General features: G+C 56.5%; 10 protein-coding genes and 4 tRNA genes. 10 read left to right on the top strand and 4 right to left on the bottom strand.

The genetic code is table 11. The features are described 5' to 3' along the window. The 9 genes from wzxE to ABLV66_RS24945 all read left to right on the top strand — a co-directional run bounded on the left by wzxE (window position 1) and on the right by ABLV66_RS24945 (window position 6,548). Window positions 1-1,251 (top strand): lipid III flippase WzxE, encoded by a 1,251-nt coding sequence (gene wzxE / locus ABLV66_RS24985; protein WP_045378694.1) that lies wholly within the window; start codon window positions 1-3, stop codon window positions 1,249-1,251. Continuing rightward, on the top strand, window positions 1,248-2,324 hold the full coding sequence (locus ABLV66_RS24980) for a TDP-N-acetylfucosamine:lipid II N-acetylfucosaminyltransferase (RefSeq protein WP_348877219.1): 1,077 nt from the start codon (window positions 1,248-1,250) through the stop codon (window positions 2,322-2,324). The genes wzxE and ABLV66_RS24980 overlap by 4 nt, the downstream gene beginning before the upstream one ends. Further along, window positions 2,321-3,667: an ECA oligosaccharide polymerase gene (gene wzyE, locus ABLV66_RS24975; RefSeq protein ID WP_348877220.1), complete on the top strand. Its 1,347-nt coding sequence runs from the start codon at window positions 2,321-2,323 to the stop codon at window positions 3,665-3,667. The genes ABLV66_RS24980 and wzyE overlap by 4 nt, the downstream gene beginning before the upstream one ends. Before the next feature lie 11 nt (window positions 3,668-3,678). Continuing rightward, window positions 3,679-4,419 (top strand): lipopolysaccharide N-acetylmannosaminouronosyltransferase, encoded by a 741-nt coding sequence (wecG, locus tag ABLV66_RS24970; protein ID WP_045395568.1) that lies wholly within the window; start codon window positions 3,679-3,681, stop codon window positions 4,417-4,419. Window positions 4,420-4,624: 205 nt separating this feature from the next. Further along, the gene (gene thrP / locus ABLV66_RS24965; RefSeq protein ID WP_045395570.1) at window positions 4,625-6,010 is read left to right on the top strand and encodes a bifunctional threonine/serine APC transporter ThrP; all 1,386 of its coding nucleotides are present in this window, start codon (window positions 4,625-4,627) and stop codon (window positions 6,008-6,010) included. 102 nt (window positions 6,011-6,112) lie between these two features. After that, window positions 6,113-6,189 (top strand) — tRNA-Arg (locus tag ABLV66_RS24960). A gap of 55 nt (window positions 6,190-6,244) precedes the next feature. Then, window positions 6,245-6,320: transfer RNA gene (locus ABLV66_RS24955), tRNA-His, on the top strand. 22 nt (window positions 6,321-6,342) lie between these two features. Further along, a tRNA-Leu gene (locus ABLV66_RS24950) sits at window positions 6,343-6,429 on the top strand. A 42-nt stretch (window positions 6,430-6,471) separates the two neighbouring features. Next, window positions 6,472-6,548, top strand: a tRNA-Pro gene (locus ABLV66_RS24945). Between the two features lie 466 nt (window positions 6,549-7,014). Here ABLV66_RS24945 and hemY read toward each other — a convergent pair. Genes hemY through hemC form a run of 4 tightly spaced genes read right to left on the bottom strand, consistent with a single transcriptional unit; the run spans window position 7,015 to window position 11,087 of the window. After that, window positions 7,015-8,211, bottom strand: a complete 1,197-nt coding sequence (gene hemY, locus ABLV66_RS24940; RefSeq protein WP_042894676.1) for a protoheme IX biogenesis protein HemY — start codon at window positions 8,209-8,211, stop codon at window positions 7,015-7,017. A gap of 3 nt (window positions 8,212-8,214) precedes the next feature. Continuing rightward, entirely contained in the window at window positions 8,215-9,387 is a 1,173-nt protein-coding gene (gene hemX / locus ABLV66_RS24935) for a uroporphyrinogen-III C-methyltransferase (RefSeq protein ID WP_045395572.1), read from the bottom strand. A 21-nt stretch (window positions 9,388-9,408) separates the two neighbouring features. Beyond that, window positions 9,409-10,149, bottom strand: coding sequence for a uroporphyrinogen-III synthase (gene hemD / locus ABLV66_RS24930; RefSeq protein ID WP_045395574.1), 741 nt, complete (start codon window positions 10,147-10,149; stop codon window positions 9,409-9,411). Then, complete coding sequence (gene hemC, locus ABLV66_RS24925) at window positions 10,146-11,087, bottom strand: hydroxymethylbilane synthase (RefSeq protein WP_045395576.1); 942 nt, start codon at window positions 11,085-11,087, stop codon at window positions 10,146-10,148. Before hemC ends, hemD begins: the two co-directional genes overlap by 4 nt. 350 nt (window positions 11,088-11,437) lie before the next feature. On the opposite strand from hemC, the gene cyaA reads away from it, so the two are divergent. Beyond that, a complete protein-coding gene (gene cyaA, locus ABLV66_RS24920; protein WP_348877221.1) occupies window positions 11,438-13,990 on the top strand; it encodes a class I adenylate cyclase in 2,553 nt (850 codons plus the stop codon). The last annotated feature ends 58 nt before the right edge of the window (window positions 13,991-14,048 follow it).

The raw sequence follows: 14,048 nt of genomic DNA, 5'->3' as shown, positions 1-14,048 counted from the left end.
ATGTCGTTGGCAAAAGCGTCACTGTGGACCGCGGCGTCCACGTTAGTCAAAATAGGCGCCGGTCTGCTGGTGGTAAAGCTGCTGGCGGTCTCATTCGGCCCGGCGGGCGTAGGCCAGGCCGGTAACTTCCGGCAACTGGTCACCGTCCTTGGCGTACTGGCGGGCGCCGGGATTTTTAATGGCGTCACTAAGCTGGTTGCCCAACATCACGACGATCCGCTACGCCTGAAGCAGGTGGTCGGGACGTCGTCATCAATGGTGCTCGGTTTTTCCACCCTGCTGGCGCTGGTCTTTTTGCTGGCGGCGGCGCCGATAAGCCAGGCGCTGTTCGGCCATTCTCACTATCAGAATCTGGTACGTCTGGTGGCGCTGGTGCAGATGGGGATCGCGTGGGCCAACTATCTGCTAGCGCTTATGAAAGGGTTTCGCGATGCGGCGGGTAACGCTTTTTCGCTGATTGCCGGTAGCCTGATTGGCGTGGCGGCCTATTACGCCTGTTACTACTTCGGTGGTTATCAGGGGGCGCTATTAGGGCTGGCGTTAGTCCCCGCGCTGGTGGTGGTTCCTGCCGCCATTATGCTATGGCGACGTGGCGCGATCCCGCTGAGCGCGCTACGTCCGCGTTGGGATAACGGCCTTGCAGGGCAGCTATCGAAATTTACCCTGATGGCGCTGATTACCTCGGTGACGCTGCCGGTGGCCTATGTGATGATGCGTAATCTGCTGGCGGCGCATTACGGCTGGGAGGCGGTCGGCATCTGGCAGGGGGTGAGCAGTATCTCGGATGCCTACCTGCAGTTTATTACCGCTTCCTTTAGCGTATATCTGCTGCCGACGTTGTCGCGGCTGAGCGCCAAAACGGACATCACGCGTGAAATAGTGAAGTCGTTGAAATTCGTCCTGCCGGCGGTGGCGGCGGCGAGCCTGACGGTCTGGCTGCTGCGCGATTTTGCCATCTGGTTACTGTTTTCCGCGCGCTTCACCGCGATGCGCGACCTGTTCGCCTGGCAGTTAGTGGGCGATGTTTTAAAAGTTGGCGCTTACGTTTACGGCTATCTGGTGATCGCCAAAGCGTCATTGCGTTTTTATATTCTGACGGAAATCAGCCAGTTCACGCTGCTGACCGCATTTTCACACTGGCTTATTCCGGCGCACGGCGCACTTGGCGCGGCGCAGGCGTATATGGCCACTTATATTGTTTATTTCGCCCTTTGTAGTGGCGTGTTTTTACTCTGGCGTAAACGGGCATGACAGCACTGATACACGTACTGGGATCGGATATCCCGCACCACAACCAGACCGTATTGCGGTTCTTTAACGACGAACTGGCCGCCGACGCGCGGGCCAGGACGTTTATGGTCGTGGGTGATGCGACAGGTATGCGCGAGGCGTATCCGGCGCTGGAAATTACCTGCTACCCGGGTAAAAAATCGCTGGCGCAGGCGGCGATCGTCAAAGCGAAAGCCGATCGCCAGCAGCGCTTTTTTTTCCACGGTCAGTTTAATACCGGTCTGTGGCTGGCGCTGTTGAGCGGCGGGATCCGCCCGTCGCAGTTTAACTGGCATATCTGGGGCGCGGATCTGTATGAAAACTCAGCCAGCCTGAAATTCCGTCTGTTTTATCCTCTGCGCCGCATGGCGCAAGGGCGGGTAGGACGCGTTTTCGCCACCCGCGGCGATCTCAGCTGGTTTGCGAACCGCCATCCGCGAGTGCCGGGCGAACTGCTGTACTTCCCGACCCGCATGGATCCATCGCTAAATTCCCTTGCCGATACCGCCCCGCGCGGTGACACCCTGACCATTCTGGTCGGAAATTCCGGCGATCGTAGTAATGAGCATATTGCAGCGCTAAAGGCGATTTATCAGCAGTTTGGCGATACGGTGAATGTCATCGTACCGATGGGCTATCCGGCCAACAATGAAGCCTACATTGATGAAGTTCGTCAGGCGGGAGCGGCGCTGTTTAGTCGCGAGCATCTGCAGATCCTCAGCGAGAAGCTTGAGTTTGATGATTATCTGGCGCTGCTGCGCCGCTGCGATCTGGGTTATTTCCTGTTTGCGCGCCAGCAGGGTATCGGCACGCTGTGCCTGCTGATACAGGCGGGTATTCCCTGCGTGCTCAATCGCGAAAATCCGTTCTGGCAGGATATGACCGAACAACAGATCCCGGTGCTGTTTACCAGCGATACTCTGAATGTCGACGTGGTGCGTGAAGCACAGCGCCAGTTAGCGAGCGTTGATAAAACGCAAATCGCTTTCTTCCGCCCGAACTATCTGGCGGGCTGGCAGCGGGCGTTACAGCTGGCAGCGGAGGATCGGGTATGACGTTAATGCAATTTAGCGGGCTATTGGTGGTCTGGCTGCTGTCGACGCTGTTTATCGCCACCGCCACCTGGTTTGAGTTCCGCCGCGTGCGCTTTAACTTCAACGTCTTTTTCTCGTTGTTGTTCCTGCTCACCTTTTTCTTCGGCTTCCCGTTAAGCAGTATCCTGGTGTTCCGCTTTGACGTCAGCGTGGCGCCGCCGGAGATTTTGCTGCAGACGCTGCTGGTTGCGGTGTGCTTCTACGCCATCTACTACGTGACCTACAAAACGCGACTGCGTCCGGCATCGCGTGATGTTCCACGTCGCCCGCTGTTCACCATGAACCGGGTTGAAACCCATCTGGCCTGGGGGATTTTGATGGGGCTGGCGCTGCTGTGCGTCGGTATCTTCTTCGCCCACAACGGTTTTCTGCTATTTAAGCTCAATTCATACAGCCAGATATTCTCTGCGGAAGTGTCCGGCGTGGCGTTGAAGCGCTTCTTCTACTTCTTTATTCCGGCGATGCTGGTGATCTATTTCCTGCGTCAGGATTACAAGGCGTGGATTTTCTTCCTGGTGAGCACCGTCGCCTTTGGCCTGCTGACCTACGCGATCGTCGGCGGCACCCGCGCCAATATCATTATCGCTTTCGCTATCTTCCTGTTTATCGGCATTATTCGCGGCTGGATCAGCCTGTGGATGCTGGCGGCGGCGGGCGTGCTGGGTATTGTCGGCATGTTCTGGTTGGCGTTGAAGCGCTACGGGATGAACGTTAGCGGCGATGAAGCGTTTTATACTTTCCTCTATCTCACGCGTGATACCTTCTCGCCGTGGGAGAACCTGGCGCTGCTGCTGCAGAACTACGACAAGATTGAGTTCCAGGGGCTGGCGCCGATGATCCGCGACTTCTACGTCTTTATCCCCAGTTGGATGTGGCACGGTCGCCCGACAATGGTGCTGAATACCGCCAATTACTTCACGTGGGAAGTATTAAACAACCATTCGGGGCTGGCGATATCGCCGACGCTGATTGGTTCGCTGGTGGTGATGGGCGGCGTATGGTTCGTACCGCTGGGCGCCGTCGCGGTAGGGCTTATCATTAAATGGTTTGACTGGTTGTACGAACTTGGCAATCGGGAGAGCAATCGCTACAAAGCGGCTATCCTGCACAGTTTCTGTTTCGGCGCTATCTTCAACATGATAGTGCTGGCACGCGAAGGGTTGGATTCGTTCGGCTCCCGCGTGGTGTTTTTCCTCGTGATCTTTGGTATCTGCTTGTTAGCGGCGAAATTGCTGTACTGGCTCCTGGACAGCGCAGGATTGATTCATAAGCGGGTGAAGCCGCTTTCGCAACCGCAGGTATGATAAGGATGAACATGACTGATAACACTTCCGCGCCGCAGTATGCGCTGCGAGGGCTGCAGCTTATTGGCTGGCGCGACATGCAGCATGCGCTCAACTATCTCTTCGCCGACGGCGAACTGCGTCAGGGAACGCTGGTCGCGATCAACGCCGAAAAAATGCTGGCGGTAGAGGATATCCCGGAAGTGCGTGCGCTGATTGAGGCCGCCGAGTTTAAATATGCCGACGGCATCAGCGTCGTGCGCTCATTACGCAAAAAATATCCGCAGGCTGAGGTGTCGCGCGTTGCCGGCGCCGATCTGTGGGAGGCCTTAATGGAGCGCGCCGGGGCGCAGGGAACGCCGGTGTTTCTGATTGGCGGCAAGCCCGAGGTGCTGGCGGAGACGCAAGCGAAGCTACGTGAACGCTGGAAGGTGAATATCGTCGGCAGTCAGGACGGCTATTTTTCCGCCGATCAGCGCCAGCAGTTGTTTGAACGGGTACGCGACAGCGGGGCGAAAATTGTCACCGTCGCGATGGGATCGCCGCGCCAGGAAATTCTGATGCGCGACTGTCGACTGGTGTATCCCGCCGCGTTGTATATGGGCGTTGGCGGCACTTATGACGTCTTTACCGGCCACGTTCACCGGGCGCCAAAATTCTGGCAGAACCTGGGGCTGGAGTGGTTTTATCGCCTGCTCCTGCAGCCGAGCCGCATCAAAAGACAGTTCCGTCTACTGCGCTATTTACGTTGGCATTATTCCGGCAAGCTCTGATATTCCACTGCAACCAGACGAGATTGCATACATATTCTGTGTAATCTCTTCACTCGCCTGATACTTTATTTGCCATTTCCGTAAAATTAATTAACCATTCGCATGCTTCAAACGCGTGGGGGAGACCTGCGCGCCGGCAAGGCTATGGTTTCAATGAATAACAATAACCGGGAGTACCCGGAATACAGCAAACACAAGAGGCTTTATGACTGAGAAAAAAGCGGAACTCCAGCGTGGACTGGAGGCCCGACATATTGAGCTAATCGCGCTAGGCGGGACGATTGGCGTAGGGTTATTCATGGGCGCGGCAAGTACGCTGAAGTGGGCCGGTCCGTCCGTCCTGCTGGCGTATATTATCGCCGGTTTATTTGTCTTCTTTATCATGCGTTCGATGGGCGAGATGTTGTTCCTCGAACCAGTAACCGGCTCATTCGCCGTTTACGCACATCGCTACATGAGCCCGTTCTTCGGCTATCTCACGGCCTGGTCATACTGGTTTATGTGGATGGCGGTGGGGATATCTGAGATCACCGCCATCGGGGTATACGTGCAGTTCTGGTTCCCGGAGATGGCGCAGTGGATCCCGGCGCTAATTGCCGTGGGGCTGGTGGCGTTGGCTAACCTGGCGGCAGTGCGTCTGTACGGCGAGATCGAGTTCTGGTTTGCGATGATTAAAGTCACCACCATTATCGTGATGATTGTCATCGGTCTGGGGGTCATCTTCTTTGGTTTCGGCAACGGCGGACAGTCGATCGGTTTTGGCAACCTTACCGAGCACGGCGGCTTCTTCGCCGGCGGCTGGAAAGGCTTCCTGACGGCGCTGTGTATTGTCGTCGCCTCTTATCAGGGCGTTGAACTTATCGGTATCACCGCCGGGGAAGCGAAAAACCCACAGGTCACGTTGCGTAGCGCGGTAGGCAAGGTGCTGTGGCGTATCCTGATTTTCTACGTGGGGGCGATTTTCGTTATCGTGACTATCTTCCCGTGGAACCAGATTGGCTCGACCGGTAGCCCATTCGTTCTCACCTTCGCCAAAATCGGCATTACCGCGGCGGCGGGGATTATCAACTTCGTGGTGCTGACCGCCGCGCTGTCGGGCTGTAACAGCGGGATGTATAGCTGTGGACGCATGTTATATGCGCTGGCGCGTAATCGTCAGCTACCGGCGGCAATGGCCAAAGTGTCGCGTCAGGGCGTACCGGTAGCGGGCGTTGCGCTGTCGATCGTGATTCTGCTAATCGGTTCGTGCCTGAACTACATTATTCCTAACCCGCAGCGCGTGTTTGTCTATGTCTATAGCGCCAGCGTGTTGCCGGGGATGGTGCCGTGGTTTGTGATCCTGATAAGCCAGCTGCGTTTCCGCCGCGAGCATCAGCAGGCGATGGCCAGCCATCCGTTCCGTTCGCTGTTGTTCCCGTGGGCGAACTATTTGACGATGGCATTCCTCGTTTGTGTGCTGATCGGCATGGGAATCAACGATGAAACCCGGATGTCGCTCTTTGTCGGGATTATTTTCCTTGCCGCGGTGACCCTTATTTATAAGGTTTTCGGCCTCGGCAAGCGGGGAAATCTCGATAAAACGGCGGAATAAGCGCCAAAGCGCACAAACTGTGAGCAAATAGAAATTTTATTTAAAAAGGCACTAGACAGGGGTGGGGGAAGTCCGTATTATCCACCCCCGCAACGGCGCTAAGCGCCCGTAGCTCAGCTGGATAGAGCGCTGCCCTCCGGAGGCAGAGGTCTCAGGTTCGAATCCTGTCGGGCGCACCATTTACCCGGTGCTGGAGCTGCGGTGGTTTTAATACCGCGTAAAAGAATTGTTGTGGTGGCTATAGCTCAGTTGGTAGAGCCCTGGATTGTGATTCCAGTTGTCGTGGGTTCGAATCCCATTAGCCACCCCATTATTTGATAGAGTTGTGAATTGCGAAGGTGGCGGAATTGGTAGACGCGCTAGCTTCAGGTGTTAGTGTTCTTACGGACGTGGGGGTTCAAGTCCCCCCCCTCGCACCACGACTTTAAAGAATTGAACTAAAAATTCAAAAAGCAGTATTTCGGCGAGTAGCGCAGCTTGGTAGCGCAACTGGTTTGGGACCAGTGGGTCGGAGGTTCGAATCCTCTCTCGCCGACCAATTTTGAACCCCGCTTCGGCGGGGTTTTTTGTTTTCCGGTTTTCTCCAGTCGTCTTTTATCCCGCTGATCTTCCTCGTAAAAAATAGGTTCCACGTCTGCGAATTATTGTCCGGAATTGTCCCAAATGATTGCTGCGATAGATGCAATCTCGCTGGATTCTGTGCGATAATAACCGGGTAGATGCTCATTCCATCTCTTATGTTCGCCTTTGTGCCTCATAAACTCAGGAATGATGCAGAGCCGTACTTACGGTGCTTATCGTCCACTGATAGATGTCGCATTTCATATGTCTCATCAAACACCATGGACATAACGTTGAGTGAAGCACCCAATTTGTTGTCAAACAGACCTGTTTTAACGCCTGCCCTGATTTCAGCGCAGGCGTTTTTTTCTTTCAGGGGTAGGCTATTTTTTCGCGAGAGAAGGGCGCTATCGCCCCGAACGAGGCGATAGCGTTATCGTGAATTACTGCTGAGGGTTATTGTGTAGCGTCAACAGCAGGCCGTCACGGCGCATGGTCGCCGCTTCTTCCGGCTGGTGCAGGCGGTCGAGCGCATCGGCAAGCCACGCGTAATCAAAGGCATCCGGGCGCTGCTTAAGCGCGGCGCGGAAAGCGATACTGGCCTCCTGCCATTCACCGTGACGCATCAGCGACTGGCCCAGGGTGCTCCACAGCAGCGGACGATCGCCGACGGCTTTGATCTGCTGGCGCAGCACTTTCTCCAGTTGTTCAGGATTATTGGTCTTCAGCCGCGGAATTGGCATAACCAGGCGGTCGTCGTACTGTTTCTTCAGACCATCGATAATAATCTGCTGTGCGGTGTCGTGATCGTCGCTCTCGATCAGGCGTTCGGCCATCGCCACCTGCAGCGGTATCAGGGCGCGCGTTTTACGGCTCTGGTTGCGCCACCACTCGCGTAGCCCTTCGCTACCGCCGTCGGCCAGCGCTTTGTCCATCAGGCCAATCCACGCCAGCTGTTCCAGCGCGGCGCGGTGCTCTTCATCCCCCACGTTGGCTTTCGCCATGGATGGAATGATGTCCAGCAGCGAATTCCACGCGCCGGTACGGGTATAAGCCTGCTCGGCAAGACGCAGCACCTCCGGATGACGCGGGGTCACTTCCAGTAGCTTATCGATGCCGTGACGGGCGGCGTGGTTTTCATTACGCGCCAGCTGTAGGCGCACGCGGGTGATTTCAACCGGGATCAGGTCATCGCCAGCCAGTTCGGCGGCGCGCTCAAGATGCTGATTGGCGCGAGCTTCATCACCGCGCTGTTGGGCCGCTTCCGCCGCTAACAGATAGTTCACTACCGGTTGTTCGGCGTGATCGGCATTTTTCGCCATCAGCTTTTCAACCTGTTGGTAATCGCCTTCCGCCAGTTTCAGCAGCGCTTGCTCGGTTTGCTTACGCGCGCGGCGGCGCTTACGGCCGACGAACCAGCCGCGCGTGTGCGCGCCGGTACGGAAAATGCGGCGCAACAGCCATTCAATGGCGAACAGCACCACCATTGCGAGGATCAGGATGATCACAAGGCCCGTCACGCTGGTTTCGATATTGTAGTTATCGGTCTGGATTAGAACGTAGCCCTGGTGGCCCGCGATCATCGGGCCGACGACGATCCCGGCGATCAGCAGTGCGAAAAGCAGGAGAATTTTCAGCATCGGTTATTCTCCTTGCGGCGCAGGGGCTGGCGCGGTCGGTGCTGGCGTCGGCGTCGGAGCGGCTGCCGCAGGCTGGGCCATTAAATTACGCACCCGAGTTTGCATCAGCTTTTCCAGCAGGCTCTGGCTCTGCAACGTTTCCGGTACGCTCATGGTGATACTTTGCTGACTGAGCTTATCCACCTCTTCAAGGAAAGCCTTGGTAGTGGCGTCTTCAGTATCGTAATAAGCGCGTACCCAGGTGGAGACGTTTTCCAGCGCCTGCTTATAGGTTTCTTCCTGATGACGCGGCACCGCCTGCGCGGCAACCAGCAGACGAGAGCGGATATTTTCGCGCAGATAGACATCCTGATTCGGCGCTAACAGCGGCACCGCCGTTTCGTCACGGCGACGTATGGTAATGAAGCTATCCATAAAGTTCTGCCAGCTTTTCTGCAGGTTAACGCGCCATTCGCCGATGGAGCTGGAGAGCTCGTCGCTGTCGGCATCCATCGGAGAATCATCGTCGTTATTATCAGCCAGACGCAGATTGTCGATTTGGTTCGCCAGCTGGTTAACCTTAAGGATAATGCCGTCGTAATCGACCTGACTTACCGCCGACAGCGAAGCGATGTCATCGGTGATGGCGCGGCGCGCGCCGATAAGGCTTGGGTCGTTCATGTCGGCGAGACTGGCATCGGCGCTTTTCAGCAGCGCGGCGGCGGTCGTCACATCCTGATCGCTCCACAGCTTACGTCCCGCCAGCTTAACCAGGAAATCAGCCTGCGCCAGCAGCCAGGTTTTGGCGTCGCTGCCGGAAATCACTGCAACTTTTTGCTGTAGCTCATCAAGCTGTTTCGTCAGGGTTTCCTGTTCGCGTTTGGCCTCGCTCAACCGATCGGCCTGCTGTTTGATAATGCCTTCCAGCTCGCTCTTCTGGCTATCCTGCGCTTTTTGCAGCGCTGCGATCTGGCTTGATAATTCCGAGCTGGTTTCATTTTGGCGCGTGGATTGCTGTTTATTCAAACCATACAGGCCAATACCGGCGGCGAGGGCGATGGCGATAGCTATCGCGCTGAGCGCCAGGCTGGTTTTGTTGCCGGCCTTTTTCTTCTCGTTGTTTTCTGGCTGTGGCGTGGTTTCCACGGCCTCCCTGGTCTCTTCAACCACGGCGGATTGATTTTGTTGTTCCGTCATTATGGCTTCCAATGTTGAGAGTTATTGTAATGCGCGTAGCAGCGCATCGTTGTCGGCGTTATCGGCAACCTGAATATCCTGCCAGCCCAATTCCCGGGCCTGAAGGGCCAGACGTTCGCTGACAACGACAAGGCTACAGTGCAGCAGCCACCGTTCGCGATACCACTGGGGTATTAACGACCACAGCTGCTGCAGCATCTCGCCGCTGGTGACCACCAGCGTAGTGACTCCACGAGATTGCCAGCGCATAGCCTCTTCCGCACCATCATAGTACTTCGCACAACGTTGATAACATTCACAAAATGTTACTTCGGCGCCGCGTTCACGCAGCGTGTCGCCTAATAATTCCCGCCCGCCGTTGCCGCGCAGAATCAGGGCTTTCTTGCCCGCAATGTTTTGTAATTCAGGTAATTGTAGCAAGACTTCGCTGATTTCCCGATCTAACGGGTAACGGATATTTTTACCACTGACCGTATGCAGAGCCAGCGCGGTGGTGCGGCCTATCGAGAAATAGGCCGGATCGGAGGGCCAGCGTTGGCTCTCCTGCAGCAGACGGGCATGGGCGAATTCCACCGCATGCTGCGATAGCGCAAACAACAAATCGTCCGCGCCTAATGCCGCCAGCTGGCGCGGGAGCGCTGCCAGCTCCCGCCCCGGCGTGAATTCAATCAGCGGAAAGCTCCAGGCCACGCGTCCCAGCGCGCGCAGGCGGCTGACTAACTCTTCACCTTGCGGTAGCGGACGGGTGACCAGGATGCTCATCGTGGGGCTTCTCCATCATAGACCGCCGCGAGGATGTCGCGGGCGCCGTTATCCAGTAGCTCTTCCGCCAGCGAGACGCCGAGCGCCTCTGCCTCTTCCGGCCGGCCGCGGCGTTCACCGCGCACGACCAGCGACCCATCCGGCGCGCCCACCAGCGCCCGTAGCCACAGCTCACCATCGCGCAGTTCGGCATAGCTGCCAATCGGCACCTGACAACCGCCTTCGAGACGGGTGTTCATCGCCCGCTCGGCGCGCACGCGCACGGCGGTTTCCGTATGGTTAAGCGGCGCTAACAGCGCTTTGGTCCATTCATCGTCAAGGCGGCATTCGATACCTACCGCGCCCTGGCCGACGGCCGGCAGAGATTGCTCTGGCGAGAGCGGCTGGCGAATACGCGCTTCCAGTTTCAGCCGCTTCAACCCGGCGGCGGCGAGGATAATAGCGTCATACTCGCCGTTATCGAGTTTGCCTAATCGCGTGCCAACGTTGCCGCGTAGCGAACGGATCACCAGATCGGGGCGCTCTGCCGCCAACTGGCATTGGCGACGTAAACTTGACGTGCCAACGATGCTGCCGGCCGGCAGATCGTCAATTGAGGCATAGTGATTGGAAACAAATGCGTCGCGCGGATCTTCACGCTCGCAGATGGTGACCAACCCCAGGCCTTCCGGGAATTCGACCGGGACATCTTTCATCGAATGGACGGCGATATCGGCGCGCCCTTCAATCATGGCGAGCTCTAACTCTTTCACAAATAAGCCCTTGCCGCCCACCTTTGCCAGCGGGGTATCAAGGAGCACGTCGCCGCGGGTGACCATGGGCACCAGCTCAACGGAAAGCCCCGGATGACACGACTCCAGGCGCTCTTTCACATAATGTGCCTGCCATAGCGCAAGCGGGCTTTGCCTTGTGGCAATTCTCAAAACTTTGTCTAACATGCTTGTTACCGTCATTGTCGACCACGAGCCATCCTAACATTGTTGCTTTAGGGATGTTAGTTTCACGGTTAATGTGGGATGCTGGCACGATGTCCTTTAGCGTTTCATGCGGCTGCGGTTGCCGCAAGCGTAGTGGGGAATTTACACCCGGCAAACGGTGCTACACTTGTATGTAGCGCATCTTTCTTTACGGTCAAACAGCAAGGTGTTAAATTGATCACGTTTTAAACCATTTGTCAGCCAGCAGTTCATCACAACCACACCGATGACGAATGGTGACGGTTCTTGTTGAAATACTGAAATCCTCCGTACTATTGTACGTCGGATTTTTGAACATCAGGCGATATGTCTTGTACCTCTATATTGAGACACTGAAACAGAGACTGGATGCCATCAACCAACTGCGCGTGGATCGCGCGCTTGCTGCCATGGGACCCGCTTTCCAGCAGGTTTACAGTCTTCTGCCGACATTACTACATTATCATCACCCGCTGATGCCGGGTTACCTTGACGGTAACGTTCCCCGCGGCATTTGCCTCTACACGCCTGATGAAACCCAACGCCACTACCTTGACGAACTCGAACTGCACCGTGGCCTGCTGACGCAGGAGCCGCCGAAAGGCGAACTGCCGATTACCGGCGTTTATTCGATGGGCAGTACCTCCTCCGTTGGGCAAAGCTGCTCTTCCGATCTGGATATCTGGGTATGCCATCAGGCCTGGCTGGATAACGAAGAACGCCAGCTGCTGCAGCGTAAATGCAGCCTGCTTGAAAGCTGGGCGGCGTCGCTCGGCGTCGAGGTCAGTTTCTTCCTGATCGACGAAAACCGCTTCCGCCATAACGAAAGCGGCAGCCTCGGCGGCGAAGACTGCGGTTCGACCCAGCATATTTTGTTGCTCGATGAATTTTACCGCACCGCCGTGCGTCTCGCCGGGAAACGTATTCTGTGGAATATGGTGCCGGGCGATGAAGAAGACCATTACGATGATTACGTGATGGGGCTGTATGCCAAGGGCGTGCTGACGCCAAACGAATGGCTCGATCTCGGCGGCCTCAGTTCGCTGTCGGCGGAAGAGTACTTCGGCGCCAGCCTGTGGCAGCTGTATAAGAGTATCGACTCCCCGTATAAAGCGGTGCTGAAAACGCTGCTGCTGGAAGCCTACTCCTGGGAATACCCCAACAACCGCCTGTTGGCGAAAGATATTAAACAGCGCCTGCACGATGGCGAGATTGTCTCGTTCGGTCTCGACCCCTACTGCATGATGCTGGAGCGCGTTACCGCCTATCTGCAGGCTATCGAAGACGACACCCGTCTCGATCTGGTACGCCGCTGCTTCTACCTGAAAGTCTGTGAAAAACTCAGCCGCGAGCGCGCCTGCGTGGGCTGGCGTCGTGAAGTCGTCAGCCAGCTGGTGAAAGAGTGGGGCTGGGATGAAAAGCGTCTGATGATGCTTGATAACCGCGCTAACTGGAAAATTGATGAAGTGCGCAAAGCGCACAACGAACTGCTCGATGCGATGATGCAGAGTTATCGTAATCTGATCCGTTTCGCCCGGCGCAATAATCTCAGCGTCTCCGCCAGCCCGCAGGATATCGGCGTACTGACGCGTAAGCTGTATGCGGCCTTTGAAGCCCTGCCGGGCAAGGTCACCCTGGTGAACCCGCAAATTTCACCGGACCTGTCGGAACCGAATCTGACCTTTATCCACGTGCCGCCGGGCCGCGCTAACCGTACCGGTTGGTATCTGTATAACCGCGCGCCGGATATGGAATCGATCATCAGCCATCAGCCGCTGGAATATAACCGTTACCTTAATAAGCTGGTGGCCTGGGCCTGGTTTAACGGCCTGCTGACCTCACGCACCCGTCTGTTTATTAAGGGCAACGGTATCGTCGATTTGCCGAAGCTGCAGGAGATGGTGGCCGACGTGTCGCACCACTTCCCGCTGCGCCTGCCGGCGCCGACGCCAAAAGCGCTGTACAGCCCGTGCGAAATTCGCCACCTGGCGATTATCGTCAACCTCGAATATGACCCGACGGCGGCATTCCGTAATCAGGTGGTGCATTTCGACTTCCGTAAGCTCGACGTTTTCAGCTTCGGCGAAGAGCAAAAATGCCTGATTGGCAGCGTCGACCTGCTGTATCGCAACTCGTGGAACGAAGTGCGCACGCTGCACTTTAACGGCGAGCAGGCGATGATCGAAGCGCTGAAAACTATTCTCGGCAAAATGCATCAGGACGCCGCGCCGCCGGATAGCGTGGAGGTGTTCTGCTATAGCCAGCACCTGCGCGGCCTTATCCGCACCCGCGTGCAGCAGATGGTCTCCGAGTGCATCGAACTGCGTCTCTCCAGTACCCGTCAGGATACCGGGCGCTTCAAAGCGCTGCGCGTCTCCGGCCAGACCTGGGGCCTGTTCTTCGAGCGCCTGAACGTTTCGGTGCAGAAGCTGGAAAACGCCATTGAGTTCTACGGCGCTATCTCACACAACAAGCTCCACGGCCTGTCGGTACAGGTAGAAACCAATCACGTTAAGCTGCCGGCGGTGGTGGATGGCTTCGCCAGCGAAGGGATAATTCAATTCTTCTTTGAAGATGCGGATAACAATGACAGCGGCTTTAACATCTACATTCTTGATGAAAGCAACCGCGCCGAGGTTTATCACCACTGCGAGGGCAGCAAAGAAGAGCTGGTGCGCGACGTTAGCCGCTTCTACTCGTCATCGCACGATCGCTTCACCTACGGCTCAAGCTTCATTAACTTCAACCTGCCGCAGTTCTATCAGATTGTCGAAGTTGACGGACGCACGCAGGTGATCCCGTTCCGCAGTCAGGCGATTGCCGCCGCGGTGCCGCCGGGCCAGGAAGCGGTCGCCTCACCGGTGCTGCAGCAGCGCTACTCGTAGATTTGGCCTGGATAAGGTGCTAGCCGCTATCCGGAGATATTCCCTGCTGGCGCTGCGC

The sequence above is a fragment of the Klebsiella sp. CN_Kp073 genome (genome assembly GCF_040065495.2).
Classification (GTDB): Bacteria; Pseudomonadota; Gammaproteobacteria; order Enterobacterales; family Enterobacteriaceae; genus Klebsiella; species Klebsiella aerogenes.
This window is presented reverse-complemented; position numbering and strand designations above follow the sequence as displayed.